This is a genomic window from Paraburkholderia sp. TE9906 (assembly GCF_056279605.1).
In genome coordinates, this window is sequence record NZ_JBWCCT010000014.1 from 54,217 (window position 1) to 69,316 (window position 15,100).

General features: G+C 63.6%; 13 protein-coding genes and 1 other annotated feature. Of the genes, 5 read left to right on the forward strand and 8 right to left on the reverse strand.

What is annotated here, in order from left to right; translation table 11 throughout:
- Positions 1–96: 96 nt before the first annotated feature.
- The 7 genes from ACZ9H4_RS29230 to ACZ9H4_RS29260 all read right to left on the reverse strand — a co-directional run bounded on the left by ACZ9H4_RS29230 (position 97) and on the right by ACZ9H4_RS29260 (position 6,876).
- Positions 97–825, reverse strand: coding sequence for an enoyl-CoA hydratase/isomerase family protein (locus ACZ9H4_RS29230; protein WP_408138654.1), 729 nt, complete (start codon positions 823–825; stop codon positions 97–99).
- Positions 826–890: 65 nt separating this feature from the next.
- Positions 891–3,257 carry a xanthine dehydrogenase family protein molybdopterin-binding subunit gene (locus ACZ9H4_RS29235; RefSeq protein WP_476122126.1) on the reverse strand — a complete coding sequence of 789 codons (2,367 nt, stop codon included), beginning with the start codon at positions 3,255–3,257 and terminating at the stop codon, positions 891–893.
- A 4-nt stretch (positions 3,258–3,261) separates the two neighbouring features.
- Positions 3,262–3,774: a (2Fe-2S)-binding protein gene (locus ACZ9H4_RS29240; protein ID WP_408138652.1), complete on the reverse strand. Its 513-nt coding sequence runs from the start codon at positions 3,772–3,774 to the stop codon at positions 3,262–3,264.
- A gap of 19 nt (positions 3,775–3,793) precedes the next feature.
- Positions 3,794–4,675: an FAD binding domain-containing protein gene (locus ACZ9H4_RS29245; protein WP_408138650.1), complete on the reverse strand. Its 882-nt coding sequence runs from the start codon at positions 4,673–4,675 to the stop codon at positions 3,794–3,796.
- A 30-nt stretch (positions 4,676–4,705) separates the two neighbouring features.
- Entirely contained in the window at positions 4,706–5,404 is a 699-nt protein-coding gene (locus tag ACZ9H4_RS29250; protein ID WP_408156879.1) for an SRPBCC family protein, read from the reverse strand.
- Positions 5,405–5,516: 112 nt separating this feature from the next.
- Complete coding sequence (locus ACZ9H4_RS29255; RefSeq protein ID WP_476122128.1) at positions 5,517–6,311, reverse strand: alpha/beta fold hydrolase; 795 nt, start codon at positions 6,309–6,311, stop codon at positions 5,517–5,519.
- A 163-nt stretch (positions 6,312–6,474) separates the two neighbouring features.
- Positions 6,475–6,876, reverse strand: coding sequence for a carboxymuconolactone decarboxylase family protein (locus ACZ9H4_RS29260; protein ID WP_408138645.1), 402 nt, complete (start codon positions 6,874–6,876; stop codon positions 6,475–6,477).
- A gap of 137 nt (positions 6,877–7,013) precedes the next feature.
- On the opposite strand from ACZ9H4_RS29260, the gene ACZ9H4_RS29265 reads away from it, so the two are divergent.
- The 5 genes from ACZ9H4_RS29265 to ACZ9H4_RS29285 all read left to right on the forward strand — a co-directional run bounded on the left by ACZ9H4_RS29265 (position 7,014) and on the right by ACZ9H4_RS29285 (position 13,559).
- The gene (locus ACZ9H4_RS29265; protein ID WP_408138643.1) at positions 7,014–7,697 is read left to right on the forward strand and encodes a GntR family transcriptional regulator; all 684 of its coding nucleotides are present in this window, start codon (positions 7,014–7,016) and stop codon (positions 7,695–7,697) included.
- Positions 7,698–8,132: 435 nt separating this feature from the next.
- Positions 8,133–9,431, forward strand: coding sequence for an MFS transporter (locus tag ACZ9H4_RS29270; RefSeq protein ID WP_408138642.1), 1,299 nt, complete (start codon positions 8,133–8,135; stop codon positions 9,429–9,431).
- 150 nt (positions 9,432–9,581) lie between these two features.
- Complete coding sequence (locus tag ACZ9H4_RS29275) at positions 9,582–10,988, forward strand: uracil-xanthine permease family protein (protein WP_408156873.1); 1,407 nt, start codon at positions 9,582–9,584, stop codon at positions 10,986–10,988.
- A 230-nt stretch (positions 10,989–11,218) separates the two neighbouring features.
- Positions 11,219–12,262, forward strand: a complete 1,044-nt coding sequence (locus ACZ9H4_RS29280) for a porin (protein WP_408138638.1) — start codon at positions 11,219–11,221, stop codon at positions 12,260–12,262.
- 205 nt (positions 12,263–12,467) lie between these two features.
- Positions 12,468–13,559, forward strand: a complete 1,092-nt coding sequence (locus ACZ9H4_RS29285; RefSeq protein WP_476122132.1) for a porin — start codon at positions 12,468–12,470, stop codon at positions 13,557–13,559.
- Positions 13,560–13,983: 424 nt separating this feature from the next.
- Positions 13,984–14,107: a sequence feature (AL1L pseudoknot), on the forward strand.
- 145 nt (positions 14,108–14,252) lie between these two features.
- Here the strand turns inward: ACZ9H4_RS29285 and ACZ9H4_RS29290 are convergent.
- The gene (locus tag ACZ9H4_RS29290) at positions 14,253–15,077 is read right to left on the reverse strand and encodes a siderophore-interacting protein (RefSeq protein WP_476122134.1); all 825 of its coding nucleotides are present in this window, start codon (positions 15,075–15,077) and stop codon (positions 14,253–14,255) included.
- Between the last annotated feature and the right edge of the window lie 23 nt (positions 15,078–15,100).

Sequence of the window (15,100 nt, forward strand, 5' to 3'; positions counted from 1 at the left end):
TGCTTGAAGTGCTGCCCGAAGCGGGCGCAGTGTTGCGTGTTCGATCCGTCTCACACGTGCCGCGCGCGTGCAATGCGACGACACGTCGGTGGTGTATCAGCGGCGCATCGACGTCATTGCGTTGGCGAGCGACGCCCCCGCCACTTCGCTCGCGAGCGAGAAGTCGGGAATCGTGATCTCGCGGAAGTACGTCTTCAGCGTCGCGATGGCGATCCGGTCACGCGTGCAGATCGAGGCGACCATCGCGTCCGCTCGCTCGCTCAGGCTCGCGCCCGCCACGACTTCGGCGACGATGCCCCACTCGCGCGCATTCGCCGCGTCGATGGTCTCGGTCAGGTAGACCATGTGCGCGGACGCCTTCGGCGGCACCTTGTGGCGCAGCACGGACAGCACGAGCGTCGGCGGCAGGTTTTTCTGCAGTTCGGGCAAGCTGAAGCGCGCGCTGTCCGAGGCGACGGCCATGTCGCACGCGGTGACGAGCGCACAGCCAAATCCTTCCGCATCGCCTTGCACTTCGGCGAGCAGCGGCACTTCGCTTTCGTGCATCGCGCGGTAGACGTCGAGAATCGGATCGGCCACGTTGCGGCGGAACTGCGCGGACGTCGGCGGCGTGGCCGGCGGCGCGCTGACCGCGCGGCCGCGGCAGAACGCGGGACCGGACGCGCGGATGCGGATGATCTTCACGGCGCTGTCGCGGCCGGCCTTGCGGATCTCGGCGGCGAGCGCGCGCATTGCGTCGAGCGTCAGCGTGTTGCCCAGGTCCGGCTGGCTAAGGGTGATCCGGTATTCGGAATCGTGGAGCGCTGCGATGAATTCGGTCGTCATGGAGAAGAGGTCCAAACAATGAAAACAGGGGATGAGCGCCCGCGACGAGCGAGCGCCCGCGCAGGTCAGCGCGCGTAGGCGCCGGCCTCCTTGAGTTTCTGGAAAACCCGCTGCGGTACGAGCGGCGCTTCGGTGAATTCGACGCCGTATTCCGAGAGCGCGTCCTCGATCGCCCCGACGATTGCCGCCGCTGCCGGAATCGTGCCGCCTTCGCCCGCGCCCTTGACGCCGAGCGGATTCAGCGGCGAGGGCGTTTCGAGGTGCACGATGTCGATGTTCGGCACGTCGGTCGCCATCGGCAGCAGGTATTCGCCGAAGTTCGTCGTGGTCGGCTGCGCGTTCTCGTCGTACTGCATCCATTCGAGCGTCGCGTTGCCGATGCCGTGCGCCACCGAGCCGATCACCTGGCCGTCGACGATCATTGGATTGATGAGCTTGCCCGAGTCGTGCGCCATCACATAATTGAGAATCGTGATGTGGCCGGTCTCGCGATCGACTTCGAGTTCCACGACGGCTGTGCCGTTGCAATACGTCGACTGCGCGGGGGAGAAGTATTTCGTCTCCTCGAGGCCGGCGGTGAGGCCCTTGGGCATCGTGAAGCCCGGCATGCCCTGCGAGATCTTCGCGAGCTGGCCGTAGCTCATGCGGTGTTCGATGCCCGAGCGGCGCGCCACATGACCCTCGACGAGCAGAAGCTCGGCGGGTTCGCACTTCCACAGGTGGGCGGCGAGCGTGAGCATCTTCTCGCCCACGGCCTGGGCGGCGATATAGACCGAGTTGCCGGCATTGACCGTGACGCGGCTCGCGAACGTGCCGACACCCATCGAGATGCCGCCCGTGTCGCCGGTAATGACGTCGATCGTTTCGAGCGGTACGTTCAGCTGTTCGGCGCAAATCTGCGCGAAGGTCGTCTTGTGGCCCTGGCCTTGCGGCGATGCACCGGTGATCACGGCGATACGGCCGTTCGCCTGCACGCGCACCGTCGCGCCCTCGAACGGGCCCATGCCGGTGCCTTCGACGAAGCTCGCCATGCCGATGCCGACGAAGCGGCCCTCACGGCGCGCGTCAGCCTTGCGTGTGGCGAAGCTCGCGTAGTTCGCGCGTTCGAGCGCTGCTTTCTGGCAGGCCGGATAATCGCCGCTGTCATAGCGCAGCGGGCTGCCGTCGCGGTAGATGAAACCCGCGTCATACGGCATCTGCTCCGGCTGGATCAGATTGCGCCAGCGTAACTCCGCGCGGTCCATGCCGAGTGCGCGCGCGGCCTTGTCGAGAATCCGCTCCATGGCGAACACTGCCTGAGGACGGCCTGCGCCGCGCACCGGCGAGGTTGCGCACTTGTTCGTGTAGACGACGTCGAGCTTTGCGCCCATCGCGGGGATCACATACGGGCCGGGTGTCGTCGTGATCGAGATGTACGGCGTGATGATGCCCCACGGCAGGAACGCGCCGTTGTCGTGCACCATCTCCAGCTTGACGCCGCGGATTTTGCCGTCGTTTCCGAGCGCCATCCGCACGGTCCACCACTGGTCGCGCTCCTGCGTGACCGCGAGGAAGTGCTCGCGCCGGTCCTCGATCCATTTGACGGGACGCTTGAGCGCGATCGCCGCGATCGAGACAAGCGCCTCTTCCGGATAGAACGGCAGTTTCGGACCGAAGCCGCCGCCGACGTCGTTCATCAGCACACGCAGCTTCTCGGCATCCCACTCGAGTAGCTCGACGAGATTCTTTTTCTCGTGGTGTGGCGCCTGACCCGACGACCAGACGGTCAACTCGCCGTTGGTGGAATGATATTCGGCGAGATAACCGCGCGTCTCCATCGGATGTGCGGAGCCGCGGTTCTGCCAGTACGTTTCCTCGACGATGTGCGGCGCTTCGTTGAAGGCTGCGTCGATGTCGCCGAAACCCATTTCGATGTGCGCGACGACGTTGTCTTTCGCGTCGGTGTGGCAAAGGGGCGACTCGGGACGCAGGCCGTCTCGACAGTCGGCGACGGCGGGCAGCGTCTCGTACTCGATCTCGATCAGACCGCACGCGTCTTCCGCGATATAGCGGTTGTCCGCGACGACGAACGCCACCGCTTCGCCCGCGAACGTGACTTCCGTAGAGACGAGCAGTTCCTGGGTGCGCTCGAAGCGGATCGCCGGGTTCGGCAGCATCGACGGCGCGCGGCCGCGTGCGCGACCGCTCAGGTCCGCGTGCGTGTAGACGGCGTGCACGCCCTTGAGTTCGCGGGCGGCCGTGCAGTCGATCGAGATGATCTTCGCGTGCGCGTGCGGGCTGCGCAGCACCGCGGCCTGCAGCATGTTCGGCAAGTGCAGGTCGTCCACGTAGGAACCCTGGCCTTGCAGCAGCTTCTTGTCCTCGGTGCGCGTGACGCGCTTGCCGATGTAGCGCTGGTCGGTGGGGGTAGCTTTCAGATCGGAAATTTCCATCGTGTTACTCCGTGGCGTGCGCGGCCGGGGCGGCGGCACGCTGATCGCGGATGCGTTGCGCGGCGAGCAGGGCCGCGGCCACGATCGGCTGGTAGCCCGTGCAGCGGCACAGATTGCCCGTGATCGCTTCGCGGATCTCGGCTTCGGTCGGCGAATCCGTTTCGTTCAACAGTTCGGTCAGCGTCATCAGCATGCCGGGCGTACAGAAGCCGCATTGCAGCGCGTGCGTTTCGGTAAAGGCCTTTTGCAACTCGTTGAGCGTGCCATCCGCGTGGGCAAGCCCTTCGACGGTGGTCAGCGAGCGGCCGTTCACCTGGGCGGCGAGCGTCAGGCAGGCGCGCGCGGTGCGGCCTTCGATCAAGACGGTGCAGGCACCGCATACGCCGTGCTCGCAACCGTAGTGCGTGCCGGTGAGATCGAGGTCGTGACGCAGGAAGTCACCGAGCATGCGACGCGATTCGACCTCGCGCTCATAAGCGGTGCCGTTGACGACGACTCTGACGGTATGAGTCTCCATGTCTATCTCCTTTGTCACTCTAGGATTGTCTTGCGACGCGCGAGAACGCTGTCTTCAGCGCTCTTTCGGTCAGGACGCCGGCGAGATGCTGGCGGTAGTCCGTACTCACGTGCGCGTCGGTCATCACGTCGAGCGCGCGCGCGGCGTCGCTCGCGATGCGCAGCGCGCTGTCGTCCATCGGGCGGCCGCGCAGGGCGGTCTCGACGTCGTGCATCCGCACGGGGCCGGGGGCCACGCCGCAGATCGTCAGCGAAATGCGGTCGAGGTGCCCTTGCGCATCGGCGGTGCAGAGTGCCGCGACGCCGACGATCGCGTAATCGCCATGGCGCCGTGCGAACTCTTCGAATGCGTAGCCATGGCCTTCGGGCCAGATGTCGAGCGAGATGCCGGCGAGCAGGTCGCCTTCTTCGAGCGCGGGTGTCATATACATCAGCGCCCACTCGGACATCGGCAGCTCGCGGGTCGCGACTGCGCCGTCTTCGTAGCGAGCGATCGTCAGCACGCCGTCGAGCGCGGCGGTGAAGCACGGCTGCTCCGACGACGGATCGAGCTGGCACAGGCTGCCGCCAAGCGTGCCGCGGTTGCGGATCTGCTTGTGGCTCACGAGCTGGTACGCCTCGCGGATCAGCGGCGCACGTTTCGTGACGAGCGGCGACAGTTCGATGTCGCGTTGCCGCGCCATTGCGCCGATGTGAAGGCGGCCGTTGCGCTCTTCGATGCGGGTGAGCGCCTCGACGCCGTTCAGGTCGATCAGGTGACTTGTCATCAGATACCGGAAGTTCATCATCGGCATCAGCGACTGGCCGCCGGCGAGCACTCGCGCATCCTCGAGCGTGCCGAGCAACTGCGCGGCTTCGTCGACGGTGGTCGGCGCGTGGTACTGGAATTCACTGGGTTTCATGCGTGCTCCGATAGTGCGGCGATGGCTTCGTCAGTGATGCTGCTTGACCCCGAAGAGGCGCGCGAAGAAGTTCCGGATCGACTGCCACATCGCCTTGCGCACGAGTGCGCCGGCGTCGAGCGGCGCAACCGGTGCCGCCGCGGGCGGCGGGCGGCGCGCTTCGGTGGCCGGCGTCGGCGCATCTGGTTCAGCGGCCGTGTTCGACGCGCCCTGCTCACTAGCGAGGTTCGGCTCGGCGGCCGGAGCGGCTTGGGCGGCGTGTGCCGCGTCCGCCTCCATGAGTGCAGCCAAATTCTTTGCGAACTGGTTCAGCATTTGCTGCGAGAGCGCCTCGATCATCCCGGCACCGCGTCCGTACTGCGCGACCGTGCCCGACAGGTTCACGTCCGAAACGACGTCGACCGTGGTCTTGCCACCGCCCGCGTCGGTCACCACTGCGTTGATCTGCGCATCGGCGCCGCCACGGCCTTTGGTGTCGGTGCCGCTCGCGGACACGACGACCGTGCGCTCGGCGTCGTTCTGTTCAGCAATCTTGAATTTGCCCGCGAACTTCAGCGTGAGCGGGCCCAGCTTGACGGTGAAGCCGCCCTTGTAGCTGCCGTCGGGCTGCTGTTCCTTGAGTTCCGCGCCCGGAAAACACGGTGCGGACCGCTCGATGTCGATCATGGTCTTCCAGACGTCCGAGGGCGGTGCATCGACGGTGAAAGACGAACGGATTGTGATTGCCATACTGCCTCCTTGGGGCGATCGGCCCGTGCGGGCGCCGCTCCACTTATCTAGTCGCTACTGAGCCACGCGGCGCGCGAAACTGTCCCAACGCGCGGGCGGCCCGGGTTTCATTTCATGGCGCGAGGATCGACAGAAAATCGTCGAACACCGTGGCGAAGACGTCGCGCATGTCAAACGCTCCAAAGTGCGCCGCGCCTGGAATCACGACGAAACGGCTGTTCGGCAGCGCCTCGGCGATCTTCTGCGATACCGCCGGCGCAATGCTCGCATCGGCATCGCCCGCGACGACGAGCGCCGGCGCCGAGACGGCCGGCAGATCGGCGAGATTGTCGAGCTGCGAGATCGCCTGCCAGTTTGCACTCCAGCTATACCAGTCGTCCGCTGCGAGCCGCGCGCGACACTTCTGGAGAAGGTCGGGACGCGGCGTGTTTGCGGCGAACCAGCGCGTGATGGTGTCGTCGATCACTTCGGACATCGAACCGCGCCGGCTCATGTCGCCGCGCGCGAGAATGCGCGGGCGCACTTCGTCGGGGAATCCGCCGGCCGTTGCGCAGAGAATCAGCGCGCCAACGAGCTCGGGGAACTGGATCGCAACACGCTGCGCAATCATGCCGCCCATCGAGACGCCGATCAGGGTGGCACCCGTCAGGCGTTCCTGACGCAGCACCGCGGCGACGTCGGCCGCATGATCGGCGAGCGTAATGGGGGCGAGAACGCTGCTGGAGTCCCCGTGGCCGCGGATATCGATCGCGACGACGTCATGCGACGCGGCCCAGTGCTCGACGTATTCGTCCCACCAGCTTCGGTCGACGCCGATCGGGTGAAGCAGTACCAGCGGCCGGCCCGTCCCGCGACGGGAGTAGGCGATGCGGCCAGCTGGGATTTCACAGAAAGTTGAATGAGACATGAGCTATACGGGTAACGCGCGGGGGCGACAGATGCTCCGCGCCATCGGCTACCAGGTCGGCAACCCACGGCGCGAAACGCCTGCGCCCCACTGGACCACCAGGCATGCGCGTCTGGGATGAGATGACGAATTGCGCGGCGCCTTCACGACGCGCACGCCGCCTTCAGGCAGCAGCGGCTTTTGCTTTCTGGTCGAGCACGACAGCCTTCGCGCGACGCAGCCCTTCGGCCGCGACCGGAATGCCTGCATACACGCCGGCCTGCAGCACCACTTCGGCAATTTCTTCTTCCGTCACGCCATTGTTCAGCGCGCCGCGCGTATGCACTTCGAACTCGTGCCAGCGGCCGAGCGACGCCAGCATCGCGAGATTCAGCATGCTGCGCGTCGCGCGCGTGAGGCCCGCGCGGTTCCAGACGTTGCCCCAGCAAACGTCCTCCGTGTATTCGAGGAACACCGTGTCGAACAGGTGGGGGTTGGCATTGCTCTGCGTGTGGCTCCCGCCCAGCACTTCCTTGCGGATCTTTGCGCCGATGGCACGGCGCTCCGACAGCGTGATGTCTTCCATGAGTATCCTCTGGTTTGTCCAACGGTTGTAGGATTGTATAATGGTAGGCAGTATCGGAGCTTCGCTGCAGAATGTCAATATGATTGTATTACGGTATTGGGCGTAGCTCCCACTCATTGATATGACAAAGGGATGGAATGAACACCAACAGATTGGTAGTGCGGCCGGTGGCAACGCTGCGTCAGCAAGTGATCGACGGTTTGCGCGCATGTATTAGCGACTTGACCTTCAAACCGGGCGACCGGTTGATCGAGCGCGAGTTGTGCGAAATGCTTGGGGTGAGCCGCACACTGGTTCGTGAGGCGCTGAGCCAACTGGTGGCCGAGGGGCTTGTGCAGATCATCCCGCACAAAGGTCCGATCGTCTCCGTGATGACAGGAGAAGAGGCAAGAGGTCTCTATGAAGTGCGTGGGGTACTTGAGGCGCTGGCGGGCAGGCAGTTCACCGAGCGGGCGACGGACGATCAGCGTGTCGCGCTGAAGCAGGCGTTGAACGAACTCGCGTCGATTCGGGACATGCGGGGCGAGGAGGTCACCATGCTCTTCCTGAAACAGAAGGCGCGGTTCTATGACGTGATACTCGAGGGCGCCGGCAACCCGGTACTCACGGAGATGCTGCGTCTCGTCCATACGCGCGTCATGATGCTGCGCGCGACGACGCTCTCGCAGGAAGGGCGCCTCCCGCAAAGCTATGACGAAATCGCAACGATCGTCGACGCCGTCATGCGCAACGACGCCGACGCGGCCGCAGCGGCGTGCAAGCGCCATGTCGAGCAAGCTGAACGGCTTGCTGTCGAGGTGCTCGCCGTACCGGCCAGCTAAGTCGACAAACGCCGCGTCTGCCGATTTCCTTCGTGCCCGACATGTCAGGCAGAGGGTGAGATCTTCGCGGCGCGGCGTGTCGTGTCGGCTTCTCGGCTTGCGGATCGGGCCGGTCCGGTCCGACCAACGGCTTACATACAACCCGACGCGCTCTTTTCCTGCTCATCCGCGTCTTCAGCGCTTTCCCAGCGGGCGGTTCGGCCCCGGATTCCGCCTCATTGCGGGCGGTGAAATCCCCGTTTCTTCTGATCTTCCCCTCAACACCCTCACGCGATGGATCTCATTCACCCCCTGAGGTGTCGTTAGACCGTAATACAATAATCTGTATTGCAATCTAATTGCATTACGCTATACTGCGCCGAATGATGAATCGGGCATACGATCCGTGTCAGGCAAGTCGCTTGCCTTTGCGCAGAAGATCAGGAGACAGGAACGATGGGCATAACACAGGGCGCCAAGGCGGCGTCGGTGGCTTCGGCCGAATCGCAGGGAGTCAGGTTGTCGCGCTATCAGTGGCTGGCGCTGATTTCGGCGTTCCTCGGCTGGATGTTCGACTCGATGGACCTGAATCTCTTCACGCTCGTGCTCGTGCCGAGCGTCGGCCAGCTGCTGCACAGCACTGACGCGACCGAAATCAGCAAGATCGGCAGCTATATCATTTCGGGCAAGCTGCTCACGTGGGGCATCGGCGGCGTGCTGTTCGGCGTGGCCGCCGACCGCTTTGGCCGCTCGCGCATCATGGGCTGGACCATCGTCATCTACGCGGCCTTCACGCTGCTGAGCGCATTCTCGAGGACCTGGACCCAGCTTGCTATCGCGCAGGCGCTGGCCGGTTTCGGCATCGGCGGCGAATGGGCGGCAGGGGCCGCGCTCGTCGCCGAATCGTGGCCCGGCCGGCAACGCGCCCGCGCCATGCAGATCATGCAGATGGCGTTTGCGTTTGGCTTTCTAGCGGCGGCCCTCGACAACCTGCTGCTCGGCCGCTTCGGCTGGCGCGTCGTACTCGGCGTGGGCGCCGCGCCCGCGCTCGTCACGATTCTCGTGCGCCGCTTCGTGCCTGAGCCCCAACGCTGGGTGCAAGTGCGCGACAGCGTCTTGGCCGAATCGGCGATGCAAACCTTCACCGCCATCTTCGCGCCCGGACTACGCCGCAAGACGATCATCGGCGTGATCGTCTCGTCGGCCGCCATGCTTGGCTGCTGGGGTGGGCTCACGTTCCTGCCGAGCTGGATTCATCAGCTGTCGGTTGTGGCCGCCGATCATCGCGACGTCAGCGGGACGGTCAGCTACGCATTCATTCTCATGATGATCGGCGCGACGCTCGGCTACCTGACGCTGATCTGGATGCTCGACGCGCTCGGCCGCCGGATGTCTTACTTCATCTTTTCGGCAGGGTCGCTCGTGGTGTCGCTAGTGCTGTTCACCACGGTGCATGACATCGGTCGAGTGCTGTGGCTGATGCCGATCTACGGTTACTTCGTCATTGGCGCCTTCGGCACGTTTGCCGCATATTTACCTGAGCTCTTTCCGACCCGCGTGCGTGCGACAGGGCAGGGCTTCTGCTGGAACATGGCCCGTGCGCTGACGAGTATTGGTCCGATCGCCGGCAATGCGGTGGTCGCGAAGTTCGGTTCGTTTCCAGCGGCATCGGCGGCGGTATCGCTGCTCTTCATCGTTGGCATGGTGTCGATCTGGTTCGGTCCCGAGACAAAGGGCGTTCCGCTCGACAACTAAGGATCACTGAAGATAACTGGGCGGGCGAGTCGTTCGCGCCGGGGATACAAGGGTTCCCTTCGTGCGATGGCGCTTGAAGGGAAAGGGAGCGCCACGGCTGCCGTCCGCGTCGCCAGACAGGATTTCGTTTTTGCTCTAATGGAACACACCTTGAGTACAGACATGCCGAAACCCGGCGCTTCAATCCAGAAGGCCATCGCCGAGAATCCGCCGGCGCGCGTCTTCGACGTCGGAATCAACGAGCGGTTGCCCCTCTCGCAACTGGCCGTGCTTGCGCTGCAGAACGTCTTTGGAATGACGGGCATGTTTGTGTTCCCGGGACTTCTCGGCCGCGCATTTCATTTGTCCGATCCCCAGATCGCGTACCTGTACGGGATGACCTTCATGGCGTGCGGAATCATCACGATTCTGCAATCGGTGCTGCTGTTGCGCCTGCCGATCGCGCAGGGTCCCTACGCAGGCAGTTTCGGTGCGCTCCTGACGGTCGGTCATTTGCAGTCGGGCGGCCTCGGTACGGCATTCGGGTCATTCTTCGCCGCCTCGCTGATCTGGTGCCTCCTCACGGTACCGATCCGCGGACGCAGCGTGGCGGGCATGTTCGCGCGGCATTTGCGCCTGCCTGTCATCTCCGGGATGATCGTCATGCTGATCGTGGTGCAGATCGCCAGCGTTGCGCTGCCGACCTGGATCGGCAGCCCAAAAAGCCCCGGCTTTCCGGTTGTGAACCTGCTTTCCGGCGCGGCCGCAGTAGCCGGTATCGTGTTCGCGATGCTGTGGGGCGGCCGCCGGTTGCGGCGCGTGGCGATCCTGCTCGGCCTCGCGCTCGGCACTTTGGCCTACACGCTGTTCGAGCCGGTTTCGTTCGCGGCGGTGGCCGCCGCGCCGCTCGTCGTCGAGCCGCGAATCTTTCCGTTCGGCTTCGGCGTGCGCCCCGATCTCGTTGCGGTGTTCCTGCTCGTGCTGATTCCGGCGGGCATGGGATCGATGGCCCTCTATCAGACTGTCGCCGATTGGGGCGAAGAGACGCTGAGTCCGGGCCGCATGTCCGAAGGGCTGTTCGGCGTCGCGCTCGGCTCGGTCGTCGCGGCAGTGTGGGGTGGCTTCAGCACGATCGCGTATCCGGACAACATTGGCATCCTGCGCGCGACGCGTGTCGGGTCGCGCTTCGTGACGCTCGCTGCGGGCATCCTCCTGATCGTACTCGGCGGCTGCGTGAAGTTCGACATGCTGCTCGTCGTCGTGCCGATTCCGGTGATCTCGGCCGCCGCGACGCTGCTGTTCGGCATCGTCTTCATGCACGGCGTACACATTCTCGCGCACGTCGAGTGGGACGATCGGCGACTGATCGCGTCGGGGCTCGCGTTTCTCGTTGGCCTCGGCGGTCTCTTCATTTCACCCGAAGTCCTCCATGCGATGCCGTTGATGCTCCAGCTCGTGTTTCAACAGCCGGTGATTTCCGGCGGTCTCACGCTCGTCGCACTGCACTCGCTGCTTTGCTCGAAGCAACAGCCGAGCCCGTCGTCGACCGCGCCTTCCCGCGCCCGGAACCAGGCTTAGGCAAGGTCGCAAAACATGTCCGGGCGGGCTGCCCGTCCGGATCCTTACGCACTGTTATTTCTGAAGATCGTGCGCAGGTATCGAGAGAAGTTCTGCAACACACATTTAATAGTTTGCACTACATATCAATAAATATTGCGGGCATTTGGAGCGAATTTCGGCATGCCGACGTGTGAAGGCGACCCCCTTCGCAGCGGCGAATCCAGGGTTTGGAAAGGCAGGAGACATAGATGAAAATAAATTTGGGGATGAAAGCGCTCGTTCTTGGCGCAGTTCTGTTCGCTGAGGGCGCGCACGCGCAATCGAGCGTGCAGCTCTACGGGCTTCTCGATGCGTTCGTCGGCTACAAGAAGCCGATGAACGGTCAGTCGAGTGTGATCGCGGGCAACGGCGGCATGACGGCACCGTACTTTGGCCTACGGGGAACAGAGGATATCGGTGGCGGCACGAAGGTCATTTTCGACCTCGAAGGCTATTTCAATATCCAGAACGGCTCGATGGGCCGCACCGGTTTTCCGCACGACGGCCTGTTCTCGCGTAACGCGTATGTTGGGGTGAGCGGCCGGTACGGTACGGCGACCGCCGGTCTGATTCCGCCGCTGCTGTGGTTCTCGACAATTACATTCAACCCCTTCTGGAACTCATTCGTGTTCTCGCCGATCGTGCTGCACAGCTACGTCGGCGTGAACGGCCAGGGCGTATTCGGCAATGCGGGCGAATGGTGGAACGCCGTGTACTACGCGTCGCCGTCGTTCAACGGCTTCGTCGGCCGCGCAATGTACTCGTTCGGCAACGATCCGGGCCATCTCGGCCAGAACAAGTGGACCGGCCAGGTCTCGTACAACAACGGCGGTTTCGCGACGTCCGTTGTGTATCAGCAGATCAAATACAGCCTGAATGCCGGCGACCTCGGCACCGTGCTGCCGGGACTGACGACGCAGTCGGTGGTGAACCTCGGCGTGTCGTACGACTTGAACTTTGTGAAGTTGTACGGCCAATACCAGCACATCTGGGATTCGATCTCGAATGGCGACGTCGGCATCGATACCGGCCAGATCGGCTTCTCGATTCCGGTGGGCGTCGGCAGGATTCTCGGCTCGGACGCGTATTCGAAGAGTAGCGGCCATAGCTCGGTTTATCGCAACAGCTGGGCGCTCTCGTATGACTATCCGCTGTCGAGGCGCACCGACGTCTATGCGGCGGTGCTGTCGGATCGCGCGAGCAGGATGTCGAGCGGCACCACGATCGGCGGCGGTTTGCGCACGCAATTCTGATCGAACGCCGGCGCCGACGACGCACGAGACCCGCTGATTCGACGCCACGGGAGCGCCGCGGGCACGCGAGTTCAGACAGCGCAATGACAGGTCGTCGCACGCAGTTCGAACTCGACCTTCGTGCAATCCACGGTTAACGGCATGGGAAGTGCAGCGCACCGCACAGCCCCCGCCCCACGAATTTAACGATGTCAATGGAGGAGATATGTTTGAAATTGGAGGAGCAGGTAGCGGTGCGCGCAGGATCGGTCTGAGGCGCTCGCTGGCCGCAATGACCTTGTTGGGGCTCTCAGGCGGCGCCGCTCACGCGCAAAGCAGCGTGACACTGTATGGCTCGCTGGACGGCGGTCTGCGCAATCTCGTGAACGGCACGAAGGCAGGCGGTGCGGCGCTGACGATGGCATCGAACGGCGTCTACAAATCGAATCGCTGGGGTTTCCTCGGCATCGAAGACCTGGGCGGTGGTTACTACGTCCGCTTCAATCTGGAAGCGGGCTACATTCTCTCGACCGGCGCCAACAGCAGCACGACCAACCAGCTGTTTCAGCGTACGTCGACGGTTGGGATAGGCGGACCGTTCGGCCAGGTCAACATTGGCCATCAGTTCACGCTCCAGCACCGGCTGATCAAGGACTTCGAACCATTCGACCTGCATTATCTGGGCATTACCGAAGCGGCAGCGATTTCGGGCGGCACTAATGGCCGCGACGACAACGCGATCCACTACCACGGCGACTTCGGCCCGTGGACGGCGCGCGCGGTCTATGCACCGGGCGGTGTAGCAGGCAGTCTCGCGAGCGGCACCATGCTCGCGGGCGGTGTGAATTACCACACCAAACTGTTCAGGTTCGGCGCAGGCTATACGCATCGCTCGAACCCATTTTCGGCCACATCGAGTGCGTATTTCGCCAACAATCAATACACCGCGGGCGGTGCCGTGACGCTCGGTCCCGTTGATCTGATGGGCGGCTATTCGCTCGCAACACAAGCGGTTCCTTCCACGGTGCACGGCGAGACGCGCAATCAATATCTGTGGGGTGGCTTCCGCTATCATGCAACGTCGGTCTTCAACGTCACGGGCGCTTATTACGACGACAAGAACACGACGGCCGGCGTGGATGGAAGAAAGGGTGTCGCCATTCTGGGCATCAACTATGTGCTGTCGAAAAGCACCGAGCTTTACGCCGATATCGACTACACGCATTTCACCGGTGGCTACGTGACTAATCTAACGCTGAACCCGTCCGGGCATGGCAAACAGACAGGTGTCTCGTTCGGTATGAACCATTTTTTCTAAACCCGCTAACGTGCGCTGGACGTGAGAAGGGCAGGCGTGGAGTATTCGCGAGCCCGTGCAACACGGGCTCGCAGAATGCACTGATTTTTTCCGGTGGGGCGCCGAACGCACGCCCTCACCGTTACGAACCGCCGCGAAGCGACCAGATGCCAATCACGCAGTGATGCCCGATTTCGAACGACGCGTCGATGACGTACTTCGATCCTTCGCAATCGGGTTAAACCGGCGCCGCAATCGAAGTCGGGTATAGCAGCGTATCTGTCACGCAAACCCGGCTTTCAAACAGGAACCGGTGGCCGTCTGCAACAACGACGCGGTCGATATAACGCCCTGACGTCGCGATTTCTGTCATCCGGTCAAGCATCGCCTGCGGGATCGGAAAATCCGCGCCGACGCGGTAGCCGTCGCCATCCGCGTGAAGCGAAGCGTTCAGGCGCGCAGCGTGGCTGCGAGGGAGACCGCCGTTTCAAATCGTGAAGGCCTTCATCGATCAGCACCGCTGCACCTTTGGGGACGAGCCGATCCACAAGGTTTTGCAGATTGCCCCGTCGGGTTACCGACGTGGCTGCTGATTGCGTACTTCGGTCGATTCCTTATTGTTGTTCGACGCGCAGCGTCTGCGGGAGCCCACATCGCTCGCTCATCGCGCTCGCCGATGCCCGTGCGAACGCGGTGTCCGGCGAGCGCATACGTTCAATCGTCGAGCGATTCGTGGACTGCTTGCGCGCCCTGTTTCCAGTAGCTAGCCGCGCGAATACGCGACTTGTCGACACCGCGTTCCGAGCACAGATGCTGACGCACCGCACGCATTGTCGCGGATTCGCCGGCGGCCCACACGTAGCCTTCGCCGTCTTCCGGCAGATAGACATCGCGGACTGCCTGCAACAGCGCCGCGCCGCGTTCGCCCGCTTCGCTGCGATAACACCAGACCAGATGCAGTTCGGCCTGTGTCGTGAACTCGATCTGCGCCGACGGATCGGCCACTTCGATCACCGCGGCGGCGCGCGTACCGGCCGGCAGTTCTTCGAGGCGGCGAGCGATTGCGGGCAGGGCGGTATCGTCGCCGACCAGCAGATGCCAGTCGAACGCGGTGGGAATCACAAGCGAGCCGCGCGGGCCGCCGATGCCGAGATACTGGCCGACTTTGGCCTGCGCCGCCCAGTTCGCGGCGGGGCCGGCCTCGTGCATCGCGAATTCGATGTCGAGCTCACGCGCTTCGCGATCGAAGCGGCGCGGGGTGAAATCGCGCGCGGTCGGGCGCTGGCCTGCGGGAAACACCGGACCGTCGGGACCGGCTTCCGGCAGCGTCGGTTTGTCCGCGCCGGGCTCGGGGAAGAACACCTTGATGTGGTCGTCGAACGAAGCGGAAACGAAGTCGTGCAGATCGTCGCCCGTGAAGGTCACGCGAATCAGGTGCGGGGTCAGCGCGCGCACCTGCTTGACCTGCAGCAGACGGAACTTCAGCGGATGGCGCACTCGATGCACGGCCAGGTCGGGTCGATTGTCATTGCTCAGCATGAGGGTGGTGCTCCTGTTGGGTT

What these genes read in the sequence shown, in the direction of transcription:
- ACZ9H4_RS29280 (WP_408138638.1), top strand. Translation starts at nt 11,219, where the DNA reads ATGAAAATAAATTTGGGGATGAAAGCGCTCGTTCTTGGCGCAGTTCTG.
- ACZ9H4_RS29270 (WP_408138642.1), top strand. Translation starts at nt 8,133, where the DNA reads ATGGGCATAACACAGGGCGCCAAGGCGGCGTCGGTGGCTTCGGCCGAA.
- ACZ9H4_RS29285 (WP_476122132.1), top strand. Translation starts at nt 12,468, where the DNA reads ATGTTTGAAATTGGAGGAGCAGGTAGCGGTGCGCGCAGGATCGGTCTG.
- ACZ9H4_RS29290 (WP_476122134.1), bottom strand. Translation starts at nt 15,077, where the DNA reads ATGCTGAGCAATGACAATCGACCCGACCTGGCCGTGCATCGAGTGCGC.
- ACZ9H4_RS29245 (WP_408138650.1), bottom strand. Translation starts at nt 4,675, where the DNA reads ATGAAACCCAGTGAATTCCAGTACCACGCGCCGACCACCGTCGACGAA.
- ACZ9H4_RS29265 (WP_408138643.1), top strand. Translation starts at nt 7,014, where the DNA reads ATGAACACCAACAGATTGGTAGTGCGGCCGGTGGCAACGCTGCGTCAG.
- ACZ9H4_RS29235 (WP_476122126.1), bottom strand. Translation starts at nt 3,257, where the DNA reads ATGGAAATTTCCGATCTGAAAGCTACCCCCACCGACCAGCGCTACATC.
- ACZ9H4_RS29230 (WP_408138654.1), bottom strand. Translation starts at nt 825, where the DNA reads ATGACGACCGAATTCATCGCAGCGCTCCACGATTCCGAATACCGGATC.
- ACZ9H4_RS29240 (WP_408138652.1), bottom strand. Translation starts at nt 3,774, where the DNA reads ATGGAGACTCATACCGTCAGAGTCGTCGTCAACGGCACCGCTTATGAG.
- ACZ9H4_RS29250 (WP_408156879.1), bottom strand. Translation starts at nt 5,404, where the DNA reads ATGGCAATCACAATCCGTTCGTCTTTCACCGTCGATGCACCGCCCTCG.
- ACZ9H4_RS29260 (WP_408138645.1), bottom strand. Translation starts at nt 6,876, where the DNA reads ATGGAAGACATCACGCTGTCGGAGCGCCGTGCCATCGGCGCAAAGATC.
- ACZ9H4_RS29255 (WP_476122128.1), bottom strand. Translation starts at nt 6,311, where the DNA reads ATGTCTCATTCAACTTTCTGTGAAATCCCAGCTGGCCGCATCGCCTAC.